Below are 22,215 nucleotides of genomic sequence, written 5' to 3'. Positions count from 1 at the left end.
ATATTGGCATTTTGCGAGTGATTTTCAAGGAAAACCGGAGACTGTCACCAGCTCCGCGCGTTAACCCTTGAAACCGCCTATTCGCGCGCTTCCCGGGCCATTTCCGCGCTGCGATCGCGTGCTGCACGCAAGCATTTGGTCATCAGTTGGGTCAACGCTTCGTCTTCATCGAGCACATCCATGCCTTTGCGAGTCACGCCGCCGGGGCTCGCGACCATATCCGCCAGCTTGCCCGGAGCGTGTTCCGATTGCTGGGCAAGCGCGGCTGCGCCTTCGGTCATCGCGACTGCCAATTCGCGCGCCTGATCTTCCTTGAGGCCGAGCCGGACGGCGGCGGTGCTGAGCGCGTCGATGAAGCGATAGACAAATGCCGGACCGCTGCCTGCCAGCGCGGTGACGAGGTCGAACCGGTCCTCACCGACCCATGCGGGCGTGCCGAGCGGCTCATGAAAAGCAAAGATCGCTTCCCGCCCTTCTTCTTCCAATCCCTCTTCTGCAAGGGCGACGGGAGATTTGCCCATGGCGCAAGCGAGGTTCGGCATGACGCGGACAACCGCCTGCGCATCGGGAAAGTTCGAGCGCAGCGTATCGAGCTGGACGCCGGCGAGCACCGACAGGACAATCGTGCCGGGGCCAGTCACGCCCTGCAAAGTGGGCGCGATATCGCCGAGCATATAGGGCTTGAACCCCAGCAGCACCGCGTCGAATTCCCGGTCTGTGGGCACTTCGCGCAGCAGTTCCACATCGCCCGGCACGCTTTCGCGCGTGGGGGTGACAACGGTGAAGCTTTCCTTGGGCAGGCCCGCAGCCAGCCAGCCTTCCAGCATGGCCCCGGTCATATTGCCGCAACCGATCAGTAGGATTTTTGCCGTTTTGCTCATGTTTATCTCCGCAGTTGCAGCGGATGTAGGCGGTTGGCGAAAAGTCTCAAGCCTTGCGGCTCAGGCTTCGCCCGCAGCATCGACCAAAGCGGCATCGAGCGCAGCGCGCGGTGCCTTGTCACCCCACAGCACGAATTGGAAAGCCGGGTAGAAGCGATCGCATTCGGCCACGGCCGATTCGATGGCCATCTGCGCCATGTCGATGCTCAGCATGCCGTCATCGCCCAGCATCAGGCCGTGGCGATAGAGCAGCATTCCGCCCTGCGACCAGATATCGAAATGGCCGAGCCATAGCTGTTCGTTGATCAGCGCGAGGAGCTCGAAGGCGACCTGCCGCTTGTCATCGCCCACGCGGATCTCGGGCAGGCAGAGCAATTGCAGGACATGATCTTCGCGCCGCCAGATCGCGCGCAGCTGGTATGTCGTCCAACTGCCTGGAATCTCTACGGTAACTTCATCATCGCTGACCTGTTCGAAGGCCCAGCCATGGGCTTCAAACAGCGCTGCGAGCATTTCTACCGGGGCCGCATCATCGGCCGGTTCCATCGTCGCACGATCGGTGTTCATGCGTGATTTCTGCGCGAAAAGATCATGCAGAGCTTAATGCGTCGTAAGGCATATTTGGCGCAATCGGAGCGGCCAAAACGGTCGGGCAAAACTCGTCTGGCTTGTTTACAAGGTGTGCACAAATCGGCCCCGCCCGAGGGAGCGGCCTGATCGCCCGATCAATCGAGCGGACGCACTTCTTCGCCTTCAGCGCTGGTGAATCGGAACGCATCGACGCCCGCTTCGGCCAGTTCGGAGACAAAATCCTGCGCATCGCGGGCCGAATCGAAAGGTCCGGTCACCAGCCGGTTGGTCGCGTTCCATGGCGCGGTGTACGCCTCGCGATCATCGAGCAGCCCGTTCGCATTGCGCACAATCCGCCGCCAGTCGAAGCGGAAGGCGGATGTGTCCTGTCCAGTGGCAACCTGCACCCAATGGCGGCTCGTATTCGCTGGCGGGGGCGGCGGTGCCTCCTCCACTTCCTCGCGCGCAGGCTCGATGGTGGTGATGTCCACCGCTCCGCTGCTGGGCGCTACAGTGCCGCTGGATGGAAGGACGAAGTCGGCAAAAGCCTCTTCAAGTCCCAGTTGCTCCGCGCTGCGCTCTTCGGTTTGCGCAATGACCTGCTCAACCGCCGGATCGCCGGTCGAAGCGACTTCGGAAGCGGGCGCTGGAGCTTCGGAAATCGTGAAAGATGGCCTCGCATCGGCGGCAGGCGGGTTTACAGCCGGAGCTTGTACAGGCTCGTCGAGAACAGCGACCACTACGGGTTCGGGAGCTTGCTCAACCGGGGCCCGCGTAACCATCGGCGGCTCAGCCTCCGCTACCGAACTCGGCGGCATCTCCGCTTCTGCAAGTGCCGGAAGCTCCCCATTCTCATCCACCAGCGGCGCTGCGGTCCGCCCGAGCGGCTCGCCAGCGGGGGTGAGGCGATCGCTGCTCGATGCGGGAGGCGCGACCGGATCTGCACTCTCGGACAGTGCAGCGATCTGCGGCGTATCGCGGCCGATGTCGGACGCATTGGGGAAACGCCCCAAATTGGCCGCCGCCGCCTGCTGCGCACGGGTGAGGCTGGGCATATAGCGAAGGTAAGGCGCGAGCCGACCTGAAAGGCGCGCGGGCAACATCGTTTCGGCGATCGATACCGCCTCTTCATCACGCCCCAAAATCGCCAGCGCAAAAGCGCGGGTTCGGTAAGCCGCGCGATCCTGACGCTGGAGGAGTGGCAGCAGCGTTGCATCCGAAGCCTCGGCATCGCCCGAAATCGCATAGCTGAGCGCGAGGCGGCGGATCACGTCATTGCTCTCCTCGCGAGCCAGCGCCTGACGATAATATCTCTGCGCGCGGGCGTTGTTACCAACCAGATCGTAGGCCAACCCGCGCGCTGCTGCATGGCGGCGCATGTTCTCGCCGGCAGCCTCCGCATTGGCGAACAATTGCACTGCAATCGCGCCTTCACCCCTTCGCACAGCGACCTGGCCAAGGCCTGCCAGCATTTCGCCGTCATTGGGATCGATCCGCTGCGCGCGATTGAAGAAGCCAAGCGCTCCAGAGAAATCGCCAAGCTGCAGCGAGGCATTCCCCGCATCGAGCAAGGCGCGCATGTTTTCGGGATTGCGAGACAATCTCTGCATCGCTGCCGCAAGCTCCGCCTGCGCGGGATCGGGCAAGCTCTGTACAACTTCCTGCGCTTGGGCAGAAGAGGCCGCAAGCAGCGGAAAAGCCGCCACAAAAGCGGGAATCGTCAGCTGGCAAAGGAAAAGGCGCGATCGGATCATCGACCGCGCCCTAACCATATTTGACCCCTGGCGGAAAGCCCGAAGTGAGCGGACCGTGCTCTCGGCACGATTATCCGTGCTGCTCCCGGTTCAATTCCGCAAAGCGATTACTGATTGTTCTGCCTGCCGAGGAAGCGCGGAATGCGCATGGCGCTGCCGCTATCATCGTCCTCGTCTTCATCTTCCTCTTCATCGCTCGATGAGCCCTGACGCGAAAGATTGGCCATGCGTTCGAACAGCGTGCTGCCGCCGCCAGATGGCGGTGGTGGCGGAGTTTCGGCAGCAGGCGCGGGATCGCTGCCTGCAGAGTCATCTGCGGCACTGGCGCTCTCTTCACCTTCACTCGCAGCAGCAGCGCCCAACATGCGTGCGCGGCGACCACCCGCCGGAGCAGGCTGCACATCTTCGTCAGCCTCTGCCAGACGAGTTGCATCGAGAAGAAGCTCGTCTTCACCTGAGCCACTGTCATTGCCATTGTCGGCCATTTCATCAGCCGGTTCAGCCGCATCACCTTCGCCCATTCCGGTCGGAATTGCTGGCTCGGCAGGCTCTTCGGACTCGTCCGTCAGATCGAGCATATCGTCGCCCGACTCATCCTCGGAAGTGTAACCTTCAGGCTCAGTCGCCCCGAAATTACTGTCTTCAGCGGGTTCGGGGATGGGGTCGGGCTGCGGCGCTTCCGGCTCTTCTTCAGGCTCATCCATCGCGCCGAGATCGAGCGCATCGTCCTCATCATCATCCATCGAATTGTCGGAGGGGATGGGGATGGCCGGACGGCCCGGACCGCGGGAAGCAGAAAGGTCGACGGAGCGCGCAGGCTCCACCGAACCATCGGCACCTTGTTCGATGCCGGTGGCGACCACGGAGACGCGGATCTTGCCATCCAGCTCCGGATTGAAGGCGCTGCCCCAGATGATGTTCGCTTCGGCATCGACCAGTTCGCGGATGTGGTTCGCCGCTTCATCGACTTCGAGCAGCTTCATATCTTCGCCGCCGATGATCGAGATGATGACGCCCTTCGCGCCCTGCATCGACACACCGTCGAGCAGCGGGTTGGCGATGGCGCGTTCGGCAGCTTCCAGCGCACGGTTGTCGCCTTCGCCCTCGCCCGTTCCCATCATGGCCTTGCCCATTTCGCCCATGACAGAGCGCACATCGGCAAAGTCGAGATTGATGAGGCCCGGCATCACCATCAGATCGGTGATGGAGCGCACGCCCTGCTGCAGCACTTCGTCGGCCAGCAGGAAGGCTTCCTTGAAGGTGGTTTCCGCCTTGGCGACGAGGAACAGGTTCTGGTTGGGAATGACGATCAGCGTGTCGACATTCTTCTGCAGTTCTTCGATCCCGCTTTCGGCACTGCGCATGCGGCGCGTGCCTTCGAACAGGAACGGCTTGGTCACGACGCCAACGGTCAGGATGCCCTTGTCGCGCGCCACCTTGGCGATGACAGGCGCTGCGCCCGTTCCAGTGCCGCCGCCCATGCCGGCAGCGATGAAAACCATGTTCACGCCTTCGAGAGCGCGTTCGATTTCCTCGGTCGTTTCTTCTGCCGCCGCGCGTCCGACTTCCGGACGGGAGCCAGCGCCAAGACCCTGCGTGATGTCCGGGCCAAGCTGGATGCGATGCTCTGCCGAAGACGTGTTCAGCGCCTGCGCATCGGTGTTGGCCACGATGAAATCGACGCCTTCGATTTCGGACTCGATCATGTTGGCGATGGCGTTGCCGCCCGCCCCGCCCACACCGATTACGGTAATGCGCGGGCGCAGTTCTTCTACAGAAGGCGGGCCGATATTGATGCTCATCTTAAAATTCCCCCAGGGAGAGGTTTGATTTCCTTCGGATGCGACCTTGCCACAAAGCGATTCTCAGGCAGAGAAGGCACTGAATTGTTTCCACAGCTCTGCATAGTATCAAAAATACTCTTTCATCGCTCCCCATACACGCATCAGCGTTGCCACGGGGCCGAAAGAGCTGGTTTGGGTGAAGCGTGAACCGATGGAGCGAATGTCCACCGGATCCTCCGCCGCATAGAGCACAAGGCCCGCAAGCGTGGCAAAACCGGGCGCCGAATGCGCCTCTGGCAGACCGCGAAGCGACACGGGCTTTCCGATCCGGGCGGGCACGCCAAGTACGCTTTGTGCATAGTCGGCAAGGCCGGCAAGTTCAGCGCCGCCGCCGGTCAGGACCACCTGCCGCGCGCTCGATCCGCTCTTGCCGCCGGTAAAACCCATGGAATCGAGGGCATTGCCGACTTCACGCATCAGCTGGTCGAGCTCGCCCGTGATGACGGCGATCAATTCGGCACGAGGCACCTGATTGCGATCATCCGCGCCGCGCGCAACAGGGCCGCGCCCTTCCTCGCCCGGAGCAGTGACCGAAATCATTTCGCGGTGATCATGCGGGCTTGCGATAGCCGAACCATTCACACATTTGAGCCGTTCGGCCTGAAAGCGTCTGATGGAAAAGGCGCTGGCGATGGCATCGGTGATGTCGTTCGAGCCGCGCGGAATGGCGGTGAGGCCAACCAGCATGCCGCCTGCATAGACCGAGACATTGGTCACCTCGCCGCCGAATTCGACCATGGCCACACCAAGATCGCGCTCTTCAGCGGTAAGGCAGGCATATCCCGTGGCGAGCGGAGAGGCGACGACGCCTTCGACATCCAAATGCGCATTCTGAACCGCTTCGGTGACATTGCGGATAGGCGCGCCATCGGCGAGCATCACATGCACATCGACCCCCAGCCGCTCTGCATGCAAATCTTTCGGATTGGCGACGCCATGTGCACCATCGAGGAAATAGCAGGCCGGCTGCGCGTGTAGGACGCTGCGACCATCGGGTTGGATGGTATCGCGCGCAGCCATCAGCAGCGCCTCGATATCCTCTTCCTCGATCCGGCGACCGCCGATGCCGAGCTCGATCGGGCGGATTTCGCTTTGCAGGCCTGCACCCGAACAACCGATCCACACAGAGTCTACGCTCGTCCCGGCGAGCTTTTCGGCCCGCTCCAGCGCATCGCGCACGGCATAGGTGGCTGCCGCCATATCGACGACATAGCCGCGATTGATGCCCTGGCTGGCGCGATGGCCGCTGCCCAGCACCTGCATCTCACCACTTTCGGTGATCGCCGCGATCATGGCGGAAATGCGGAAACTGCCGATATTGATCGCACCGATAATCCGCGCGACATGCTGCTGCCCTGCCATCAGCTATCCCCCTCCATGGCCAATTCTTCCTGCTCCGAACGCCCCGGAATATTCATGTACATGCGCGGCGCATTGCGCATGTCGAAACTTGCTGCCTGCCCGCCGATCAGGCGATGCACGCCGTCGGCCTGGGCAAAGCTGATCAGCGCGGCGGCGGCGCGGTCCTCGCCTTCAGGCAAAGCCAGTTCCTGATCCGTGACGAAAGTCAGGTCCCAGCGGCGATTGCCGATCCATTCGGCAGCCTTGATCTGGCTTTGCAGCGCGGGCGCGGAGTCGAGCAGTGCGGTCAAATCTTCCACCCGGTCTTGCGCGCCCGGTCCGGCGATAAGGAGATATTCCGACGCGGCGGAGCGGCTGATCGGCTCCAGCTCGACACCGGTTTCGTCGATCAGCATCAGCCGGTCCGGCCGCTGGAGAACGGCATGCGGCTCACGCTCGATGATGTCGATCACCAGAGTATCGGGAAGCTGTCGCGAAACGCGGGCATCGCGCACCCAGGGAAGCTCGACCAGTTCCTCACGCAATCCCGCCAGATCGACTTGCGTCATCGCGAGGTTCTGCTGGCCGAGAGCGCGCTCATACACCGTCTGCACATTCATCCGCTCGATACCGTTGGGCTGGATGTGCTGCACTTCATAGCCGGCGTTCGACGCAATATGCGCGATGCGGTCCGATGCGACAGCGGTCGCGCCGGAAATGTTCGCGATGAAAATTGCTGCGGCGAGCGCACCGCCGAGGATCATCACGGTGAAAGCCTTGTGGAGCTGCTCTTCGGTGAAGGGCAGCATGGAAAGCGCGCGGCCGATAATCGACTGGCCCTTGCTCCGCGCGGAGCGGACCTTGCGGCTGGTGCCCTGGGCACGCGCCTGCCGCCTAACGCCTTTCGCTTTCCGTGTGACCGTGCGCGCCATCAGGAAAGCTTCCCGGCGCGCCGCAGCGCGTCCTCGACGATCATCTCGCACAATGTCGGATAATCGATGTCGCAATACCTGGCCTGCTCCGGCACGAGGCTGAGCGGCGTCATGCCCGGCTGGGTGTTGGTTTCCAGCACGAACAGGCCGTCCTCGCCCTGCTCGTCATCCCAGCGGAAATCGGTGCGGCTGGTGCCGTGGCATCCGAGCACCTTATGCGCGCGTTCGGCATAGCGGCGACACAGGGCGGCGATATTGTCCGGAATGTCGGCGGGGAAAACATGGGTCGTCTTGCCGTCGGTATATTTGTGTTCGAAATCGTAGAAGCCGGTATCGATAATCAGCTCGGTCACGCCAAGCGATTGCACACCGTCTGCCGTATCGATCACCGCCGCCGTCAGCTCGCGCCCGCGAATGTATGGTTCTGCCAGCAAGCTTTCGAAATCCTGCCACGGCCCCTTCGCATCGCGCGCAATCGGATTGCCGTAAGGGCTATCCTCTGTGACGATAGCGACGCCGACCGAGGAGCCTTCATTCACCGGCTTCAGGACATACGGCCGCGCGATAGGATCGCTTTCGAACAGGTCAGCCGATTTGACGATCCGCCCGCCCGGCATCGGAATGCCGTGCGGCACCAGCGCCTGCTTCGTCAATTCTTTGTCGATCGCGACAACCGACGTCGCGAGGCCCGAATGGGTATAGAGAATACCCATCAGATCGAGCATTCCCTGCACCGTGCCGTCCTCTCCCGGGACGCCGTGCAGCGCGTTGAACACCACATCGGGCGCAGTTTCGCGGATCTTCGCGGCAACATCGCGGTCCATATCGAGCCGCGTCACACGGTGCCCCGCACTTTCCAGCGCATCGGCCACGCCATTGCCGGACATGAGCGAAACCTCGCGCTCATTCGCCCAGCCGCCCATCAGGACGAGGATGTGGAGGGGGGAGAGTAAGCTCACGGCCGCCCCACCCGCTTGATTTCCCATTCGAGCGCCACGCCCGTCTTCTCGCTCACGCGGCGGCGCACTTCTTCGCCTAGCCCTTCGATGTCGGAGCTTGTCGCATCGCCGGTATTGATCAAGAAATTGGTGTGTTTCTCGCTCACCTGCGCTCCGCCCATTTTAAGACCGCGGCATCCGGCTTCGTCGACGAGCTTCCATGCGCTGGTGCCGGGAGGGTTCTTGAAAGTCGATCCGCCGGTCTTGGTGCGCAAAGGCTGCGAATTCTCGCGCTCTTCGGCGATGCGGTCCATTTCTGCGCCGATTACCTCAGGGTCGCCGGGTTCGCCCTTGAAGCGGGCGGCCACTACGATGGTGCCTTCGGTCAGGCGCGAGTGGCGATAGCTGTATTCGAGATCGCCGACGGGCAGCGTCAGGAAAGCGCCATTGGGCATGACCACGTCGCAATCGACAAGGATATCGGCCACTTCGCGTCCATATGCGCCGCCGTTCATGCGCACGAAACCGCCGACCGTGCCGGGAATACCGCGTAGGAATTCCAGCCCCGCAATACCTGCATCGCGCGCAGCCGACGCAACCAGAATGCCCGGCGCACCGCCGCCGCATTCGATCACATTGTCGCGCTTCACTTCTACGGTCGAAAACGGCTTGCCCAGTCGCACGACCACTCCCGGAACGCCGCCGTCGCGGATGATGAGATTGGAGCCGAGGCCCAGCGCCATCACCGGCGTGCCCGGCTCCAGCGCGGAGAGGAAATTGGTGAGGTCTTCAAGATTGGCAGGCTCGAACAGCCAGTCGGCCTTGCCGCCGCTCTTGAACCAGACGAGCTTGGCGAGCGGCGCATCCTTTTTGAGGTCGCCCTCGACTTCGACCGGCACGATACCGTGCCCGCCAGTCTCTTCGCCGCCACCCGGAGCGCCGCTGACCCAGCGGTTTTCACCCATCTGCAACCCATTGCTCATGCGCCATTCTCCCCGGCCCGGAAATTGGCGACAGCGGTGGCAAGGCCGGCTGCCCATTTGGTGATGTCGCCTGCGCCGAGGCACACCACCATGTCGCCGGGCGCAAGCACCGCATTGAGTTTTTCCGCAAGATCGGCAGGACCATCCACAGCTTCGGCATGGCGATGGCCACGCGCCTTGAGGCCGGAAACGAGCGCGTGTTCGTCCACACCGGGGATCGGGTCCTCACCTGCTGGATAGACAGGCGCTGCGTAAATCAGGTCTGCATCGGCGAAAGCACTCTGAAAATCTTCCAGCAAATCGCGCAGGCGCGTGTAGCGGTGCGGCTGGGCGACTGCGACTACGCGCCCTGCTGCTGCATCCTTGGCTGCGGAAAGCACTGCGCGGATTTCTACCGGGTGATGCGCATAATCGTCGATCACGCGAGCCGTTGTGCCGCCTTCCAGCGCTATATCTCCGACATGGCTGAAGCGGCGCTTCACTCCGCCAAATCGCGAGAAACCGGTGCGAATGGCATCGGGCGCGCAGCCCATTTCGAGCGCCACGGCGATGGCCGCGCAGGCATTCTGGACGTTGTGGCGGCCGGGCATCGGCAATTCGATATTCTCGACGCGGGTTTCCACGCCATCACGATCAGTCTGCACGACATCGAAGCGCGTTACGCCGCCATCGGGCTGGACATTTTCCGCCCGCACATCGGCATGGGCGGAGAAGCCGTAGGTAATGACCCGCCGGTCGCGGACCTTGGCGATGACGTTTCGCACTTCATCGTGATCGAGGCACAGCACTGCCGCGCCGTAGAAGGGCACATTCTCGATGAACTGGACGAAGGCATCCTTCACCGCATCGAAACTGCCGTAATGGTCGAGATGCTCGGGATCGATATTGGTGACGACGGCAATCGTGCCGTCGAGGCGCAGGAAGCTACCATCGCTTTCATCGGCTTCGACGACCATCCAGTCGCTGTCACCCAGCCGCGCGTTGGAACCATAGCTTTCGATAATGCCGCCATTGATGACGGTCGGATCGACACCGCCTGCGTCGAGCAATGCTGCGACCATGCTGGTCGTGGTCGTCTTGCCATGCGTACCGGCGACGGCGACCGTCTGTTTCAGGCGCATCAGCTCTGCAAGCATTTCCGCGCGGCGCACCACGGGCACGCGGTTTTCGAGCGCAGCGGCAACTTCCGGATTGGTGCGCTTGACTGCGGTGGAGGTCACCACGACGGCGGCGTCGCCGAGGTTCGCTGCATCGTGGCCGATGTGCACGGTAATGCCGGCCTCGCGCAATGCCTCGACGCGCGGGCTTTCGTTCAGATCACTACCCTGCACTGTGTAGCCGAGATTGTGCATCACTTCGGCAATGCCGGACATGCCGATGCCGCCAATGCCGACGAAATGGATAGTCCCGATATCGGTGCTGACCGCCTTCATTCCGGGCGCTCCCGTGCCGCACCTTGTCCGGCCTCGACACCCTGCGATGCGCCGCGCGCATTGTTTTCGCCCACGCGGATGACATCCATCATGTCTGCGCCGCCGAAGCCTTCGACGAGATCAGCAAGATCGCTGGCAGCCTTGGGCCTGCCGCAATTCCAGGCGGCATGTGCGGCAGTCGCCAGCGTATCTGGCCGCTGCGCCATGGCCTGGATTTGCTTGGCGAGCTCTTTCGCTTCGAACTTGGTCTGACGAATGGAGCGTGCACCGCCTGCCTTCACGATTTCGCGCGTGTTGGCGGCTTGGTGATCGTCTGTCGCAATCGGCAGCGGGACCAGTATCGCGGGGCGACCGACTGCGGTGAGTTCGGCAATGGTCGATGCACCCGCGCGGCCAATGAAGAGATGCGCGTCCGCGAGCGTTGCCGCCATATCCTCGAAGTAGGTCGCAAGCTCTGCAGGAATGCCGTGATTGGCATAGCGCTCGCGCACGGCTTCCAGATCTTCCGGGCGGCATTGCTGCGTCACCTGCAATCGGCTGCGCAGTGCGGTGGGAAGCATGGAGAGGCCATCGGGCACGACTTCGGAAAGCACCCGCGCGCCCTGGCTGCCACCGGTGACCAGCACCCGGAACAGGCCGTCCTCGGTAAAGGCGGGAAACGGCTCTTCGCGCAGAGAAAGCACGCCGGGTCGTACCGGATTGCCGACGAGGTGGACCTTGTCTGCGTGCTTGTCTTTCAGCCGATCGACTTCGGGATAGGCGGTTGCGATGGCATCAACCCGGCCCGCCATCAGGCGATTGACGCGGCCAAGCACGGCGTTCTGTTCGTGAATGACAGTAGGAATGTTCATCGCCTGTGCCCCGAACAGGGCAGGCATGGCAGGATAGCCGCCAAAGCCGATCACCGCGCTGGGTCCGAAGCTTTCAAACAGGCGGCGTGACATGGCCTTACCCTTTTGCACGGCCGCAATCGCCTTTGGCCAGCGCAGGGGGTTCTTACCAAAGCGCCCTGCGGGCAGGACATGAGCGGTGAGGAAATCGGGCTTGCCGGGGATCGCCGCCCCGCGCTCATCGGTGATCAGAGCGACATGGTGCCCACGCCGCTCCAGCTCATGCGCCAGCGCGAAAGCGGGCGTCAGATGCCCGCCAGTGCCGCCTGCTGCCAATACGAAATGACGCGATGATGCCGTCATGTGTCACCCTCTTTCTCAATCGAACCTTTCCAGTCGAAAGGTTCTCGCGCGAGATAGGGATTGCGGCGAGTCACCGCCAGCAGCAGTCCCACGGTGAAGCAGATTGCGAGCGTAGACGACCCGCCATAGCTGATCAGCGGCAGCGTCATGCCCTTGGAGGGAAACAGCTGCAAATTGACGAGGATATTGATGAAAGCCTGCCCGCCGAACATCGCCGTCAGCCCGCTGGCCGCGAGGATGATGAACAGCCGGTCTTCCTCGACCATGCGGATCAGCACGCGCAGCACGATGGCGAGATACAGCAACACGACGATGCCGCAGACGAGCAGACCCAGTTCCTCACCGATGACGGAGAAAATATAGTCGGTATGCGCTTCCGGCAGGCGCATCTTGTTGTCGCCGAGCCAGAAGCCAGTGCCGGTCCACCCGCCGGAATTCAGCGTGCGGCTGGCGAGATCGACGTGATCGAATGCCGTCGGCCCACCAAGGAAGGCGTCGATGCGGTGGCGCGCATTGTCGTAGAACAGATAGGCCGCGATCATCCCTGCGATGCCCGCGCCGGTCAGCATGCCGATCCGCTGGAGCGGGAGGCCCGCCAGCATCACCATGACAAACCATGTGCCGACAAACAGGATTGCGCCGCCGAGGTTGGGCTGTGCCATCAGCAGAATGACGATCAATCCCACCAGAGCGCCCGAGACGCCGATGACCGGAAGCTTGTCGTCCCGAAGTTTCCAGCTGAGGATCCATGCGAGCATGATGGCAAAGGCGGGCTTCAGAAATTCACTCGGCTGCAGGCTCATGCCGACGTTCAGCCAGCGCCGCGCGCCATTGATTTCCGTGCCCACGAAGGGAACCAGCACCATGGCAAACAACATTGCGCAGCCGAGCGCGATTGCGCCGCGTCGCAGGAATTTGAGCGGCATGAGCGAAGTGCCGATCAGCACGCACAGACCCAGCACCTGCATGCGGATATGCGCCCAGAAGAAATAGAGATCGGGCAGCTGCGCTTCTGCGGTGGAAAGTCGGTTTGCACTCGCCGGAGAGGCAGCCGCAACGGACAGCGTGCCAATCAGCATCAGCAGCGCGATGAAGAACAACAGCCAGCGATCGACTTCGCGCCACCAGATGCGCAGCTCGCGCTTCCAGTCGGTCTTCATGCGCGGCTGGCCAGGGAAGCTGGGCCTGCGCTCGCCCGGGCGGGGAATGAAGATGGGGCGCGTCGTCATGCTGCGGTGCCCCATTCATTGCCTGCTTCGAGACCGCAAGCCGCGCGGTCGCCTCCGCACGCGATTTCGGCCACTGCCTCTTTGAACATCTCGCCCCGCACCTCGTAATCGCGAAACTGATCGAAGCTCGCGCAGGCAGGGCTCAGCATCACCACATCATTGGCGCGCGCGTTTTCGACCGCGCGGCGCACCGCCTCTGGCAGCATTTCGCAGCGATCGACCGGCATCTGGCCTTCCAGCAGATCGGCGAACATCGGGCCCGCTTCACCAATGGTGTAAGCTCGCGCGACGTGGCCGAAGAAAGGCGCGCAATCATCGAGATTGTCTTCCTTCGCGAGACCACCGCAGATCCAGTGGATGCGCTTTTCCTCGTCCTCCGGCGGAAAGGCCGCAAGCGCGGGCGCTGTGGACGCAGGATTGGTCGCCTTGGAATCGTTCACGAACAGCACATCGTCGCAAATCGCGACCCGCTCCATGCGGTGTGGCAGACCGGGGAAGCTGCGGAGGCCATCTTCAATCTGCTCTGCGTTCAATCCCATGGCGGTGCACAATTGGGCGGCAATTGCCGCGTTCTGCAGATTGTGCGGTCCCTGCAGGCTCGGCCAGTTATCTTGCTGATCGGCCCAGCGCGACGGATCGACGCAGCGCGCCTGACCTTCGGGCCTCCGCTCGGCTTCGGCAGACTGGATCGCCCGCGTCGGCGCATCGGCGCAGCCGAACACCGCGAATTGGCCACTGCCCTGCATGGTGAACAGCCGCCCCTTCGCAAAAGCATAATCGGCAAAGCCATCATAGCGATCGAGATGGTCGGGCGTGATATTAAGCAGCGCAGCCGCTTCGCATGCGAGCGATCGGGTCAGATCGATCTGGTAGCTCGACAGCTCCAACACATAGACACCGCCTTCCGGGAGAGGCTCCTGCGCGAGGATAGGCAGGCCGATATTGCCACCCATCGTCGTCGCCATACCGGCAGTCTTCAGTAAATGGTGGACCAGCGCGGTGGTGGTCGACTTGCCATTGGTGCCCGTGATGCCAACAACCTTGTGCGGCGGCAGTTCTGAACGGGCGAGCGCGAACAGCTCGATATCGCCGATGATAGGTACGCCCGCCGCCTTCGCGCGCTCGGCCAGCGGATGGGTATTGAGCGGGACACCCGGCGAAACCACGATCGCATCAAAACCGGTCAGATCGATTTCGAGCGGGTCCCCGATGTTCGCGCGGCCTTCCAGCTGACGCTTCGGCTCTGCACGGCGATCCCACACGGTCACCTCTGCGCCGCTCGCCAGCAGGCTTTCGACCGTGGCCATGCCCGATCGCGCCAGTCCCAGCACGTGATAGCGTTTGCCGCGGAAGGCCTCTGCTGTGATCATCGCAGCTTCAGCGTCGCAAGCCCGATCACGGCGAGCACGATGGCGATGATCCAGAAGCGGATCACGACCTTGCTCTCGCTCCAGCCGAGCTGTTCAAAATGGTGGTGGATGGGGGCCATGCGGAAGATGCGCTTGCCGGTCCGCTTGAACCAGAAGACCTGCACGATCACGCTGACTGCTTCGAGGACGAACAGGCCGCCGATGATGGCGAGGACGATCTCGTGATGGCTGGCAACGGCAATCGCGCCCAGCGCTCCGCCCAAGGCAAGCGATCCGGTGTCGCCCATGAAGACCGCTGCTGGCGGCGCGTTGTACCATAGGAAGGCAAGTCCCGCCCCCATGATGGCCGCACACAGAATGGCCAGCTCACCTGCTCCCGGCACATGGGGAATGCCCAGATATTCCGAAAAGTCGACGCGGCCGACGAGGTAGCAGATGAGCAAAAACGCGCCCGCTGCGATCACCACCGGCATGGTGGCAAGGCCATCCAGCCCGTCGGTCAAATTCACGGCGTTCCCAGCGCCCACAATCACCACGGCGGCAAACACGTAATAAAACGGGCCGAGAGGTATCTGCACTTCGGAGAAGAACGGCACGTAGAGATCGGTGCTGATCTCGCTGACGATCAGATAGCTGGCGACGCCTGCCACGATGAATTCGGCTAGCAGGCGCACCTTGCCCGAAACACCTTTGTGGCTGCGCTTGGTCACCTTGTCATAATCGTCAAGGAAACCAATGAGGCCGAAGCCCATGGTCACTGCAAGGCAGGCCCAGACGAAGGGGCTGGAAAGGTCCATCCACAGAAGCATCGCAATCGTCAGCGCGATAAGGATCATCAGCCCGCCCATCGTCGGCGTGCCGACCTTGGCAAGATGCGTCTGCGGGCCGTCGCTGCGGATCGGCTGGCCTTTGCCTTGGCGCACGCGCAGCATGTTGATGAATTTGGGGCCGATGATGAGGCCGATGAAAAGCGCCGTCATCATCGCCGCGCCAGCACGAAAAGTCTGGTAGCGAACGAGGTTCAACACGCCCTCGAAGTTCAGAAGTTCGGCCAGAAAATAGAACATGGGTTCGGGGCGTCAGCCTTTCCTCGCGGCAAAATGATCGACCACGCGCGATAGCCCTACGGAGTTCGATCCCTTGACCAGGACGGCGTCCCCGCCGGCAAGGCCGAATTCCTGTAGCGCCGCGATAGCTTCGCCCGCATTTTCGCAATGGGCAAAGCGGAAGGGATTGCCAAGCGTATCGCGGGGCAGTTTCCCCATTTCCCGTGCAAGGGCCACCATCTCGGGGCCAACGAGAATTGCGTAATCGACATTCGCCTCTGCCACCGGCTGGGCCAGCTGGGCGTGAAATTGCGGGCCGAAATCGCCCAATTCCTTCATGCTGCCGAGCACAGCCACGCGGCGCGATGCCGGGGTCTGGCCGAGCTGCGAAAGCGTGGCGCGCATGCTGGCGGGATTGGCATTGTAGCTTTCATCGATGATCAGCGCATGGCCGCCGGGCACCGGCACGCGCTGGCGCGCTCCCCGGCCCTTCAATCCGCCCATTTCTGCAAGGGCGAGACCTGCTGCCCCCAGATCGCCGCCTGCCGCATAGACTGCTGCCATCACGCAGAGCGAATTGTCGATCCAATGTTCACCTGGCTCGGCAACAGTGAAGCACAGGCGGATTTCACCCATGGCAGCCGTCACCAGCGCGCCGCCCGTCGCCTCATCGGGCACGTGGTCGAGAAGGCGCATGTCGGCATTGGCGCCGCGACCGAAAGAAAGGACTTTTGCGCCCTGCTCTGCCGCCGCATCGCGCAGCTGCTCGAAATGCGGGCTGTCTGCCGGGATTACCGCCGTGCCTCCTTCGACCAGACCGTCGAAAATCTCTGCCTTCGCATCGGCAATCGCCTCCATGCTGCCAAGATTTTCGATGTGTGCGGGCGCGATGGTGGTGATGACGGCGACATGGGGGCGCACCTGCGTGGTGAGGCCGCGAATTTCCTCGGCATGGTTCATGCCCATCTCGAACACGCCATATTTGCTGCGCGAGGGCATGCGCGACAGGCTGAGTGGCACGCCGACGTGGTTGTTGTAGCTGCGCACCGAGCGATGCGCTGCACCACGACTGGTGCGCTCTAGCGCGGTGAAGATCGCTTCCTTGACGCCGGTCTTGCCGACAGATCCGGTTACGCCAACGATGCGCGCCTTCGCCCGATTGCGCGCTGCCGCTGCGAGAGCATGGAGCGCAGCGTTAGTGTCCTTCACCAGAACGTGCGGATAATCGACCGGGCGGTCGACGATCGCCGCAGCCGCTCCGTTGGTGAACGCCGCATCTAGGAAGCGGTGGCCGTCCATCGCCTCGCCTTTCAGCGCGACGAAAAGGTCACCCGATTGCACATCGCGGCTATCCATTTCGACACCGCTAACCTGAAATTCACCATAAGCGGTCCCGCCTGTAGCATCGGCAATTTCTGCAGATGACCACAGGGCAAGGCGCAGCTCGTCGCGCGCAGGGCGCGGCCAGCGCAAGGTTTTGGCGAGCGCGCTCACTGATCACCCCCAGCTGCCAGAGCCGCGGCGCATTCACGCGCTACGGTCACATCATCGAACGGTAAAACCCGCATATTCTCTCCCGATCCCACGATCTGTCCCTGTTCGTGTCCCTTGCCCGCGACCAGAACGATATCGTCCTGGCCCGCTTCGGCGATGGCTTCGGCGATGGCGGCACGCCTGCCGGCGACATCGCGTGCACCCTTTGCTCCGCTCAGGACTTCGGCCCGGATCGTATCCGGGTCCTCTCCACGCGGATTGTCGTCGGTGACAATCACCAGATCCGAACCATCCACAGCAGCAGCGCCCATCAGCGCGCGTTTGCCCTTGTCCCGGTCCCCGCCTGCACCGAACACGGTGATGAGGCGGCCGGTGACATGCGGGCGGAGCGCAGCAATCGCGGCGCTCAGCGCATCGGGCGTGTGGGCATAATCGATATAGACCGGCGCGCCGCTCTGGCTGATGACGGCTCGCTCCAACCGTCCGCGAACGGGTTGCAGGCGAGACACTGCGTCGAAGACCTGCGCCGGATCGCTACCCGTCGCGAGTGCGAGGCCCGCGGACGTTAGTGCATTGGCCACCTGATATGCCCCAATCAGCGGCAGGCGGAACGTCCGTTCCTGCCCATCGTGCTCGAGCGTCAGCTCCTGTCCCAGCGGAGTTGCGCTGCGCGAAGTCAGGCGAATATCCTCGCCCTTCTCACCCACGGTGAAGACACTAAGGCCCCGCTCTTTGGCGACAGCAATCGCGCGGTCGGACCATTCGTCATCCGCCCAGATTACCGCCGCGCCATCGGCATCCACCACTTCGGCGAACAGCCGCATCTTGGCCGCGAAATAGTCCTCCATATCCTTGTGATAATCGAGGTGATCTCGGCTCAGATTGGTGAAGGCGCCAGCTTTTACCGGCAGGCCTTCATTGCGGTACTGGCTGAGACCATGGCTGGACGCTTCATAGGCGACATGCGTCACGCCTTCGCGCGCAAGACCGGTGTTGTTGCCAAGAAAGGTCACGATGTCAGGCGTGGTGAGGCCGGTTGAGACGCTCTCGTCCGGCGTCGTCACTCCCAGCGTCCCGATGCTGGCAGCGCGTTCCCCGCACATGCGCCAGATCTGCCGCGTCATTTCGACGCAGGACGTCTTGCCGTTAGTGCCTGTGACAGCGACAACCGTTTCGGGCGTGGGGCGGAAATAGAGCGCCGCGAGGTCTGCGAAGAGCTTGCGCGGATTGTCGCTGGCGATGTGCAGCGCGCCTTCGACTGTCGCTTCTGGCCGGGCGACCACGGCGATCGCACCGGCAGAAATCGCGGCGGGAATGAAATCCTCACCATTGACTACACTACCCTGAAACGCGCCGAACACATTGCCGGGCGCGACTTTGCGGTTATCAATGGCAAAGCCGGTGATGGCTGTATCACCGGCTTCGGCTGCGTCCACTCCAGCGGCGCTGGCGAGATCGGAAAGGCGCATCAGTCGGTGTCTCCCACCAGAGGTCGCAGGTCCGACAGGTCGATGTCGCGGTCGGCATCGGGATAAACGCCCAATTGCGGACCGATGCGCGGGACCAATCGGCCAACAATAGGCGCGGCGTTCCAGGCGGCGGTACGCTGGTAAGAGCTCGCCACTGTGCCCTGCGGCTCATCCAGCATCACGATCACGACATAGCGCGGGTCATCCATCGGGAATGCAGCGGCGAAAGTCGATACCAGCGTGGTCTGGCGATAGCCGCCTGCACCCGGCTTTTCCGCACTGCCCGTCTTGCCGCCGACGCGAAAGCCCGGAGCATCGGCGTTGCGCCCAGTGCCATAGACCGCGATCATGCGCAGCAACTGGTTCATGCGCGCGCTCGTGCTGGCTTTGAACACGCGGCGACCGCGTGGTGCTTCTCCCGGGCCGAGGCGGTGGAGCGTTGCAGGACGCCAGATGCCGCCATTGACCATGGCCGCATAGGCGCTCGCCAGATGCAGCGGGGTTACGGAAATGCCGTGACCATAGCCGACGGTAACGCCGCGGATGCGTGACCATTCGCCAGACTGCCAGAGCGGGAAACCACGTGCGGGCAGTTCGATATAGGGTCGCTCGTTCATGCCCAGCTCCACCATATATTGGCGAAGCGTGTCGGCTCCCATTTCGTCAACGATGTGGCCGGTAACGACGTTGGAGGAATGGATCAGCATTTCCGGCGCGTTGAGCGTCTCGCCGTAACTGTGCAGATCGCGGATCGTTGCGCCCTGCACCTGATAGGGTGTGGCGCTGTAACGGCGGCCGATGTTGGTGATCGACCCGCTGTCGATTGCGGCCGCCACGGTCAGCGGCTTGAATGTCGAGCCCAACTCGTAAACCTGGTTGGTCACGCGATTGAAGGCCGGTGCAGTGATGCCGCGTTCGTGCTGTTCCTGTGTCACCTGCACGTCCGATGCCTGAACCGCATTGGGATCGAATTCCGGCAGCGAAGCGAGCGCAAGCACTTCGCCGGTGTCGACATCCAGCACAATGCCCGCAGCGCCCATGGCGTTCACCGACAGCATGCCGCGGCGAAGTTCGTCCTCCAGCGCACCCTGCGCGCGCATGTCGATGCTGAGTGCAACCGACTGGTCGCGGCGCGAGGGATCGAGCAATTGCTCGTCCAGCACCTCTTCCATGCCCACGCGGCCGTGGCCATCGGCGCCGACATAGCCCAGCACGTGGGCGGCCATCGATCCTTGCGGATAGTGGCGATCTTCTTCCTGCGGCAGTTCGAGCGCCAGCTCACCCAGAGCGCGTACGCGGTTCGCATCTTCGGGAAGGATGCGCCGACGGATGTAGCCGCGCTCACCCGAGGCGAGCATTTCGGTGACTTCCTGCACATCGAGATCGGGGAAGATATCGCGCAGTTCCTGTGCGATTTCAGCAGGTTCGCCGATCAGCGGTGGCCCGCCATCGCCGCCTTCGCTCATCGCGTCAGGATTGAACCACAGCGCATAGGCCGGGAAGGCGCGCGCCAGTGGCACGCCATTGCGGTCAGTAATCTCACCGCGTGGGGGCAGCAGTTGATCAGCCATGCTCTGCCGCGACGATCCCGGCTCGGCGACGCCGATATAGGCAAGCTTGAGCAGCGCAACCGCCGCCACCAGCACGAACACCGCAACAACCAGCAGAATGCGCAGGCGCGCGATCAGCAGCGAACGGCGGCGGTGATCGATCTGCCCAGCGGAGCGAGCAATGATGGTGTGCGGCGCGGCAAAACTTGTCACCGGATGGTGGCCTCCGCAACTGCGCCGTTCACACCGGCAATCGGCATGCGCAGCGGCCCGGGCGCGACGGTGACGGCGAGGCGTCCATCATCCTCAGGCTCTTCTTCCAGAAGATTGGCTTCGATCGGGCGGCCCGTCAGGGGCGAAACGATCTGCGGGAATTCCGGCACGTCCTCGACAGAGCGCATTCCGGCAAGGCGAATGGGCGCAGGCGCATCGACGCTGGGCGGAGCGCCGAAGGATGCAAGCTGGCGCGGCCCGTCGATAAACTGGTCGGCGGCAGGTGCCTGAAAGCCGAAGTCCACCCGGTTCCACGCTGCCAGTTGCACCTGATTGGCGCGGGTCAGCAGCTCAGTTTCGAGAAGCAACTTCTGCTCTTCCAGTTGCACGATCTGCTGCTCGGCACGCACGACATCGGCGTGGACGGAAGTGACCTTGATATGCAGCATGGCATAGAGCGCCACGCAGATCCCCAGCGCAGCAAACCAGCCAATGCGGCGAATACGACTTGGTGCGGTCATGCGGCGTGCTCCCTTGCTGGTGCGGCAGTGCGTGTGCCCGCGCGCAAAGTGGAGGATCTGGCGCGCGGATTGCGGTCGATCTCGGCGGCGGACGGGCGAATAGCCTTGGTCAGTTGCCCGAAGCGCGGGAGGGGTGTTGTTCGCGCTTCGGGCAGGTGACGCGAGCCGCGGGGGTTCATATTCGCGGCATCGCGGAAGAAGCTCTTCACGATACGGTCCTCAAGCGAGTGAAAAGAGACGACTGCGAGCCGCCCGCCTTCTTTCAGCAGCGTTTCAGCGGCGCTCAGCCCCTGTTCGAGTTCGTCCAGCTCGCCATTCACATGGATGCGGATGGCCTGGAAACTGCGGGTCGCTGGGTCTTTCTTGTCGCCGGCGCGATAGCGCAGCGCCTTGCGCACCACTTCGGCCAGCTCACCAGTTGTGGTGAGCGGACGCGCGGCCACGATGGCGCGGGCAACCCGGCGCGACTGGCGCTCTTCGCCATAACGATAGAGCACGTCGGCGATGTCTTTCTCATCCGCTTCGTTGACGAAGTCGGCAGCGTTCGGGCCGGACTGGCTCATCGTCATGTCGAGCGGGCCATTGCTGCTGAAGGCAAAGCCGCGCTCGGCCTGATCGAGCTGCATGGAAGACACGCCAATATCCATCGCGATGCCATCGACCTCGGAAATGCCAGCCTCGGCCATGCTTTCGACCATTTCGGAGAAACGGCGCGGGTGCAGGACCAGGCGCGGGGCATCGCCTTCAGTCTCCGGCCATTTCTGTCCAGCTGCAATCGCGTCAGGGTCGCGGTCGAAGGCATGGACAGTCGCGCCGCGTTCAAGGATCGCGCGGGTGTAGCCTCCGGCACCGAACGTCGCGTCGATAATCACATCGCCGGGTTGCGGGTCGAGCGCTTCGATCACTTCATCGAGCAGAACGGGGACATGGGGTGCAGACTGGCTCATTTGCGCGCCGCCTTTGCCGCGGCCTTGGCGCGCGCGTCTTCGGCTTCTGCGACGAACAGCTCATGCCGCAGCGCCCAGCTGCCGCCCATCTCGCCCAGCCGGTCAAGATCCCAGAGGGTGATGAAAGTGCCGCCGCCGATGAAGCAGATATTGTCCGAAATCCCGCCGACCTTGCAGTAGCGCGGGGGCAGAATGAAGCGGCCGCTGCCATCGAAGGGCACTTCGTGGTGCGAATAGAGCTGCATCTCGCGCTCATCCCGATCAAAATCGAGATCGCGACGCACGGCATTGTCTTCCTCGCGATTGAGGATCTCTTCGAATTTGTCGATGCTCGAATGGCCGAAAGCGGTCAGGCAGGGATATTTGTGGTGCGTGGTGACGCAGAGAACGCGGTCATCGCCCAGTGCCTCGAACGTCTTGCGGAACATGGGAGGCAGGACGAAGCGATCCTTTTCGCCGCGAAGCGAAAAGCCCTCTCCTCTGTATCCTGCCGTCTGCTGCGACACG

The 22,215-nt window shown here is 62.8% G+C and carries 19 protein-coding genes; all 19 read right to left on the bottom strand.

Annotation, left to right across the window (positions count from 1 at the left end):
• Positions 1–77 precede the first annotated feature (77 nt).
• Positions 78–881: a pyrroline-5-carboxylate reductase gene (proC, locus tag O2N64_RS08390; protein ID WP_271077166.1), complete on the bottom strand. Its 804-nt coding sequence runs from the start codon at positions 879–881 to the stop codon at positions 78–80.
• A gap of 60 nt (positions 882–941) precedes the next feature.
• A complete protein-coding gene (locus O2N64_RS08385) occupies positions 942–1,448 on the bottom strand; it encodes a YbjN domain-containing protein (protein WP_271077165.1) in 507 nt (168 codons plus the stop codon).
• A 158-nt stretch (positions 1,449–1,606) separates the two neighbouring features.
• Entirely contained in the window at positions 1,607–3,205 is a 1,599-nt protein-coding gene (locus O2N64_RS08380; protein WP_271077164.1) for a tetratricopeptide repeat protein, read from the bottom strand.
• 107 nt (positions 3,206–3,312) lie between these two features.
• Positions 3,313–5,007 carry a cell division protein FtsZ gene (gene ftsZ, locus O2N64_RS08375; RefSeq protein WP_271077163.1) on the bottom strand — a complete coding sequence of 565 codons (1,695 nt, stop codon included), beginning with the start codon at positions 5,005–5,007 and terminating at the stop codon, positions 3,313–3,315.
• A 108-nt stretch (positions 5,008–5,115) separates the two neighbouring features.
• Complete coding sequence (gene ftsA / locus O2N64_RS08370; protein WP_271077162.1) at positions 5,116–6,411, bottom strand: cell division protein FtsA; 1,296 nt, start codon at positions 6,409–6,411, stop codon at positions 5,116–5,118.
• Positions 6,411–7,322, bottom strand: a complete 912-nt coding sequence (locus tag O2N64_RS08365) for a cell division protein FtsQ/DivIB (RefSeq protein ID WP_271077161.1) — start codon at positions 7,320–7,322, stop codon at positions 6,411–6,413. Before O2N64_RS08365 ends, ftsA begins: the two co-directional genes overlap by 1 nt.
• Positions 7,322–8,308 (bottom strand): D-alanine--D-alanine ligase, encoded by a 987-nt coding sequence (locus O2N64_RS08360; protein ID WP_271077160.1) that lies wholly within the window; start codon positions 8,306–8,308, stop codon positions 7,322–7,324. The genes O2N64_RS08365 and O2N64_RS08360 overlap by 1 nt, the downstream gene beginning before the upstream one ends.
• Positions 8,278–9,243, bottom strand: a complete 966-nt coding sequence (gene murB / locus O2N64_RS08355; RefSeq protein WP_271077159.1) for a UDP-N-acetylmuramate dehydrogenase — start codon at positions 9,241–9,243, stop codon at positions 8,278–8,280. The genes O2N64_RS08360 and murB overlap by 31 nt, the downstream gene beginning before the upstream one ends.
• Complete coding sequence (gene murC / locus O2N64_RS08350) at positions 9,240–10,676, bottom strand: UDP-N-acetylmuramate--L-alanine ligase (RefSeq protein ID WP_271077158.1); 1,437 nt, start codon at positions 10,674–10,676, stop codon at positions 9,240–9,242. Before murC ends, murB begins: the two co-directional genes overlap by 4 nt.
• Positions 10,673–11,869, bottom strand: coding sequence for an undecaprenyldiphospho-muramoylpentapeptide beta-N-acetylglucosaminyltransferase (murG, locus tag O2N64_RS08345; protein ID WP_271077157.1), 1,197 nt, complete (start codon positions 11,867–11,869; stop codon positions 10,673–10,675). The genes murC and murG overlap by 4 nt, the downstream gene beginning before the upstream one ends.
• Positions 11,866–13,098, bottom strand: coding sequence for an FtsW/RodA/SpoVE family cell cycle protein (locus tag O2N64_RS08340; RefSeq protein WP_442866725.1), 1,233 nt, complete (start codon positions 13,096–13,098; stop codon positions 11,866–11,868). The genes murG and O2N64_RS08340 overlap by 4 nt, the downstream gene beginning before the upstream one ends.
• Complete coding sequence (gene murD / locus O2N64_RS08335) at positions 13,095–14,468, bottom strand: UDP-N-acetylmuramoyl-L-alanine--D-glutamate ligase (protein WP_271077156.1); 1,374 nt, start codon at positions 14,466–14,468, stop codon at positions 13,095–13,097. The genes O2N64_RS08340 and murD overlap by 4 nt, the downstream gene beginning before the upstream one ends.
• Positions 14,465–15,535 carry a phospho-N-acetylmuramoyl-pentapeptide-transferase gene (gene mraY, locus O2N64_RS08330; protein ID WP_271077155.1) on the bottom strand — a complete coding sequence of 357 codons (1,071 nt, stop codon included), beginning with the start codon at positions 15,533–15,535 and terminating at the stop codon, positions 14,465–14,467. The genes murD and mraY overlap by 4 nt, the downstream gene beginning before the upstream one ends.
• A 12-nt stretch (positions 15,536–15,547) precedes the next feature.
• A complete protein-coding gene (locus O2N64_RS08325; RefSeq protein WP_271077154.1) occupies positions 15,548–17,008 on the bottom strand; it encodes a UDP-N-acetylmuramoyl-tripeptide--D-alanyl-D-alanine ligase in 1,461 nt (486 codons plus the stop codon).
• The gene (locus tag O2N64_RS08320; protein ID WP_271077153.1) at positions 17,005–18,477 is read right to left on the bottom strand and encodes a UDP-N-acetylmuramoyl-L-alanyl-D-glutamate--2,6-diaminopimelate ligase; all 1,473 of its coding nucleotides are present in this window, start codon (positions 18,475–18,477) and stop codon (positions 17,005–17,007) included. Before O2N64_RS08320 ends, O2N64_RS08325 begins: the two co-directional genes overlap by 4 nt.
• The gene (locus tag O2N64_RS08315; RefSeq protein WP_271077152.1) at positions 18,477–20,240 is read right to left on the bottom strand and encodes a peptidoglycan D,D-transpeptidase FtsI family protein; all 1,764 of its coding nucleotides are present in this window, start codon (positions 20,238–20,240) and stop codon (positions 18,477–18,479) included. Before O2N64_RS08315 ends, O2N64_RS08320 begins: the two co-directional genes overlap by 1 nt.
• Positions 20,237–20,761, bottom strand: coding sequence for a hypothetical protein (locus O2N64_RS08310; RefSeq protein ID WP_271077151.1), 525 nt, complete (start codon positions 20,759–20,761; stop codon positions 20,237–20,239). Before O2N64_RS08310 ends, O2N64_RS08315 begins: the two co-directional genes overlap by 4 nt.
• Entirely contained in the window at positions 20,758–21,708 is a 951-nt protein-coding gene (rsmH, locus tag O2N64_RS08305; RefSeq protein WP_271077150.1) for a 16S rRNA (cytosine(1402)-N(4))-methyltransferase RsmH, read from the bottom strand. The genes O2N64_RS08310 and rsmH overlap by 4 nt, the downstream gene beginning before the upstream one ends.
• Positions 21,705–22,214: a division/cell wall cluster transcriptional repressor MraZ gene (locus O2N64_RS08300; RefSeq protein ID WP_271077149.1), complete on the bottom strand. Its 510-nt coding sequence runs from the start codon at positions 22,212–22,214 to the stop codon at positions 21,705–21,707. Before O2N64_RS08300 ends, rsmH begins: the two co-directional genes overlap by 4 nt.
• Position 22,215: the final 1 nt, after the last annotated feature.

The organism is Aurantiacibacter sp. MUD61 (assembly GCF_027912455.1).
In the GTDB taxonomy this organism is placed as follows: Bacteria; Pseudomonadota; Alphaproteobacteria; order Sphingomonadales; family Sphingomonadaceae; genus Alteraurantiacibacter.
This window is presented reverse-complemented; position numbering and strand designations above follow the sequence as displayed.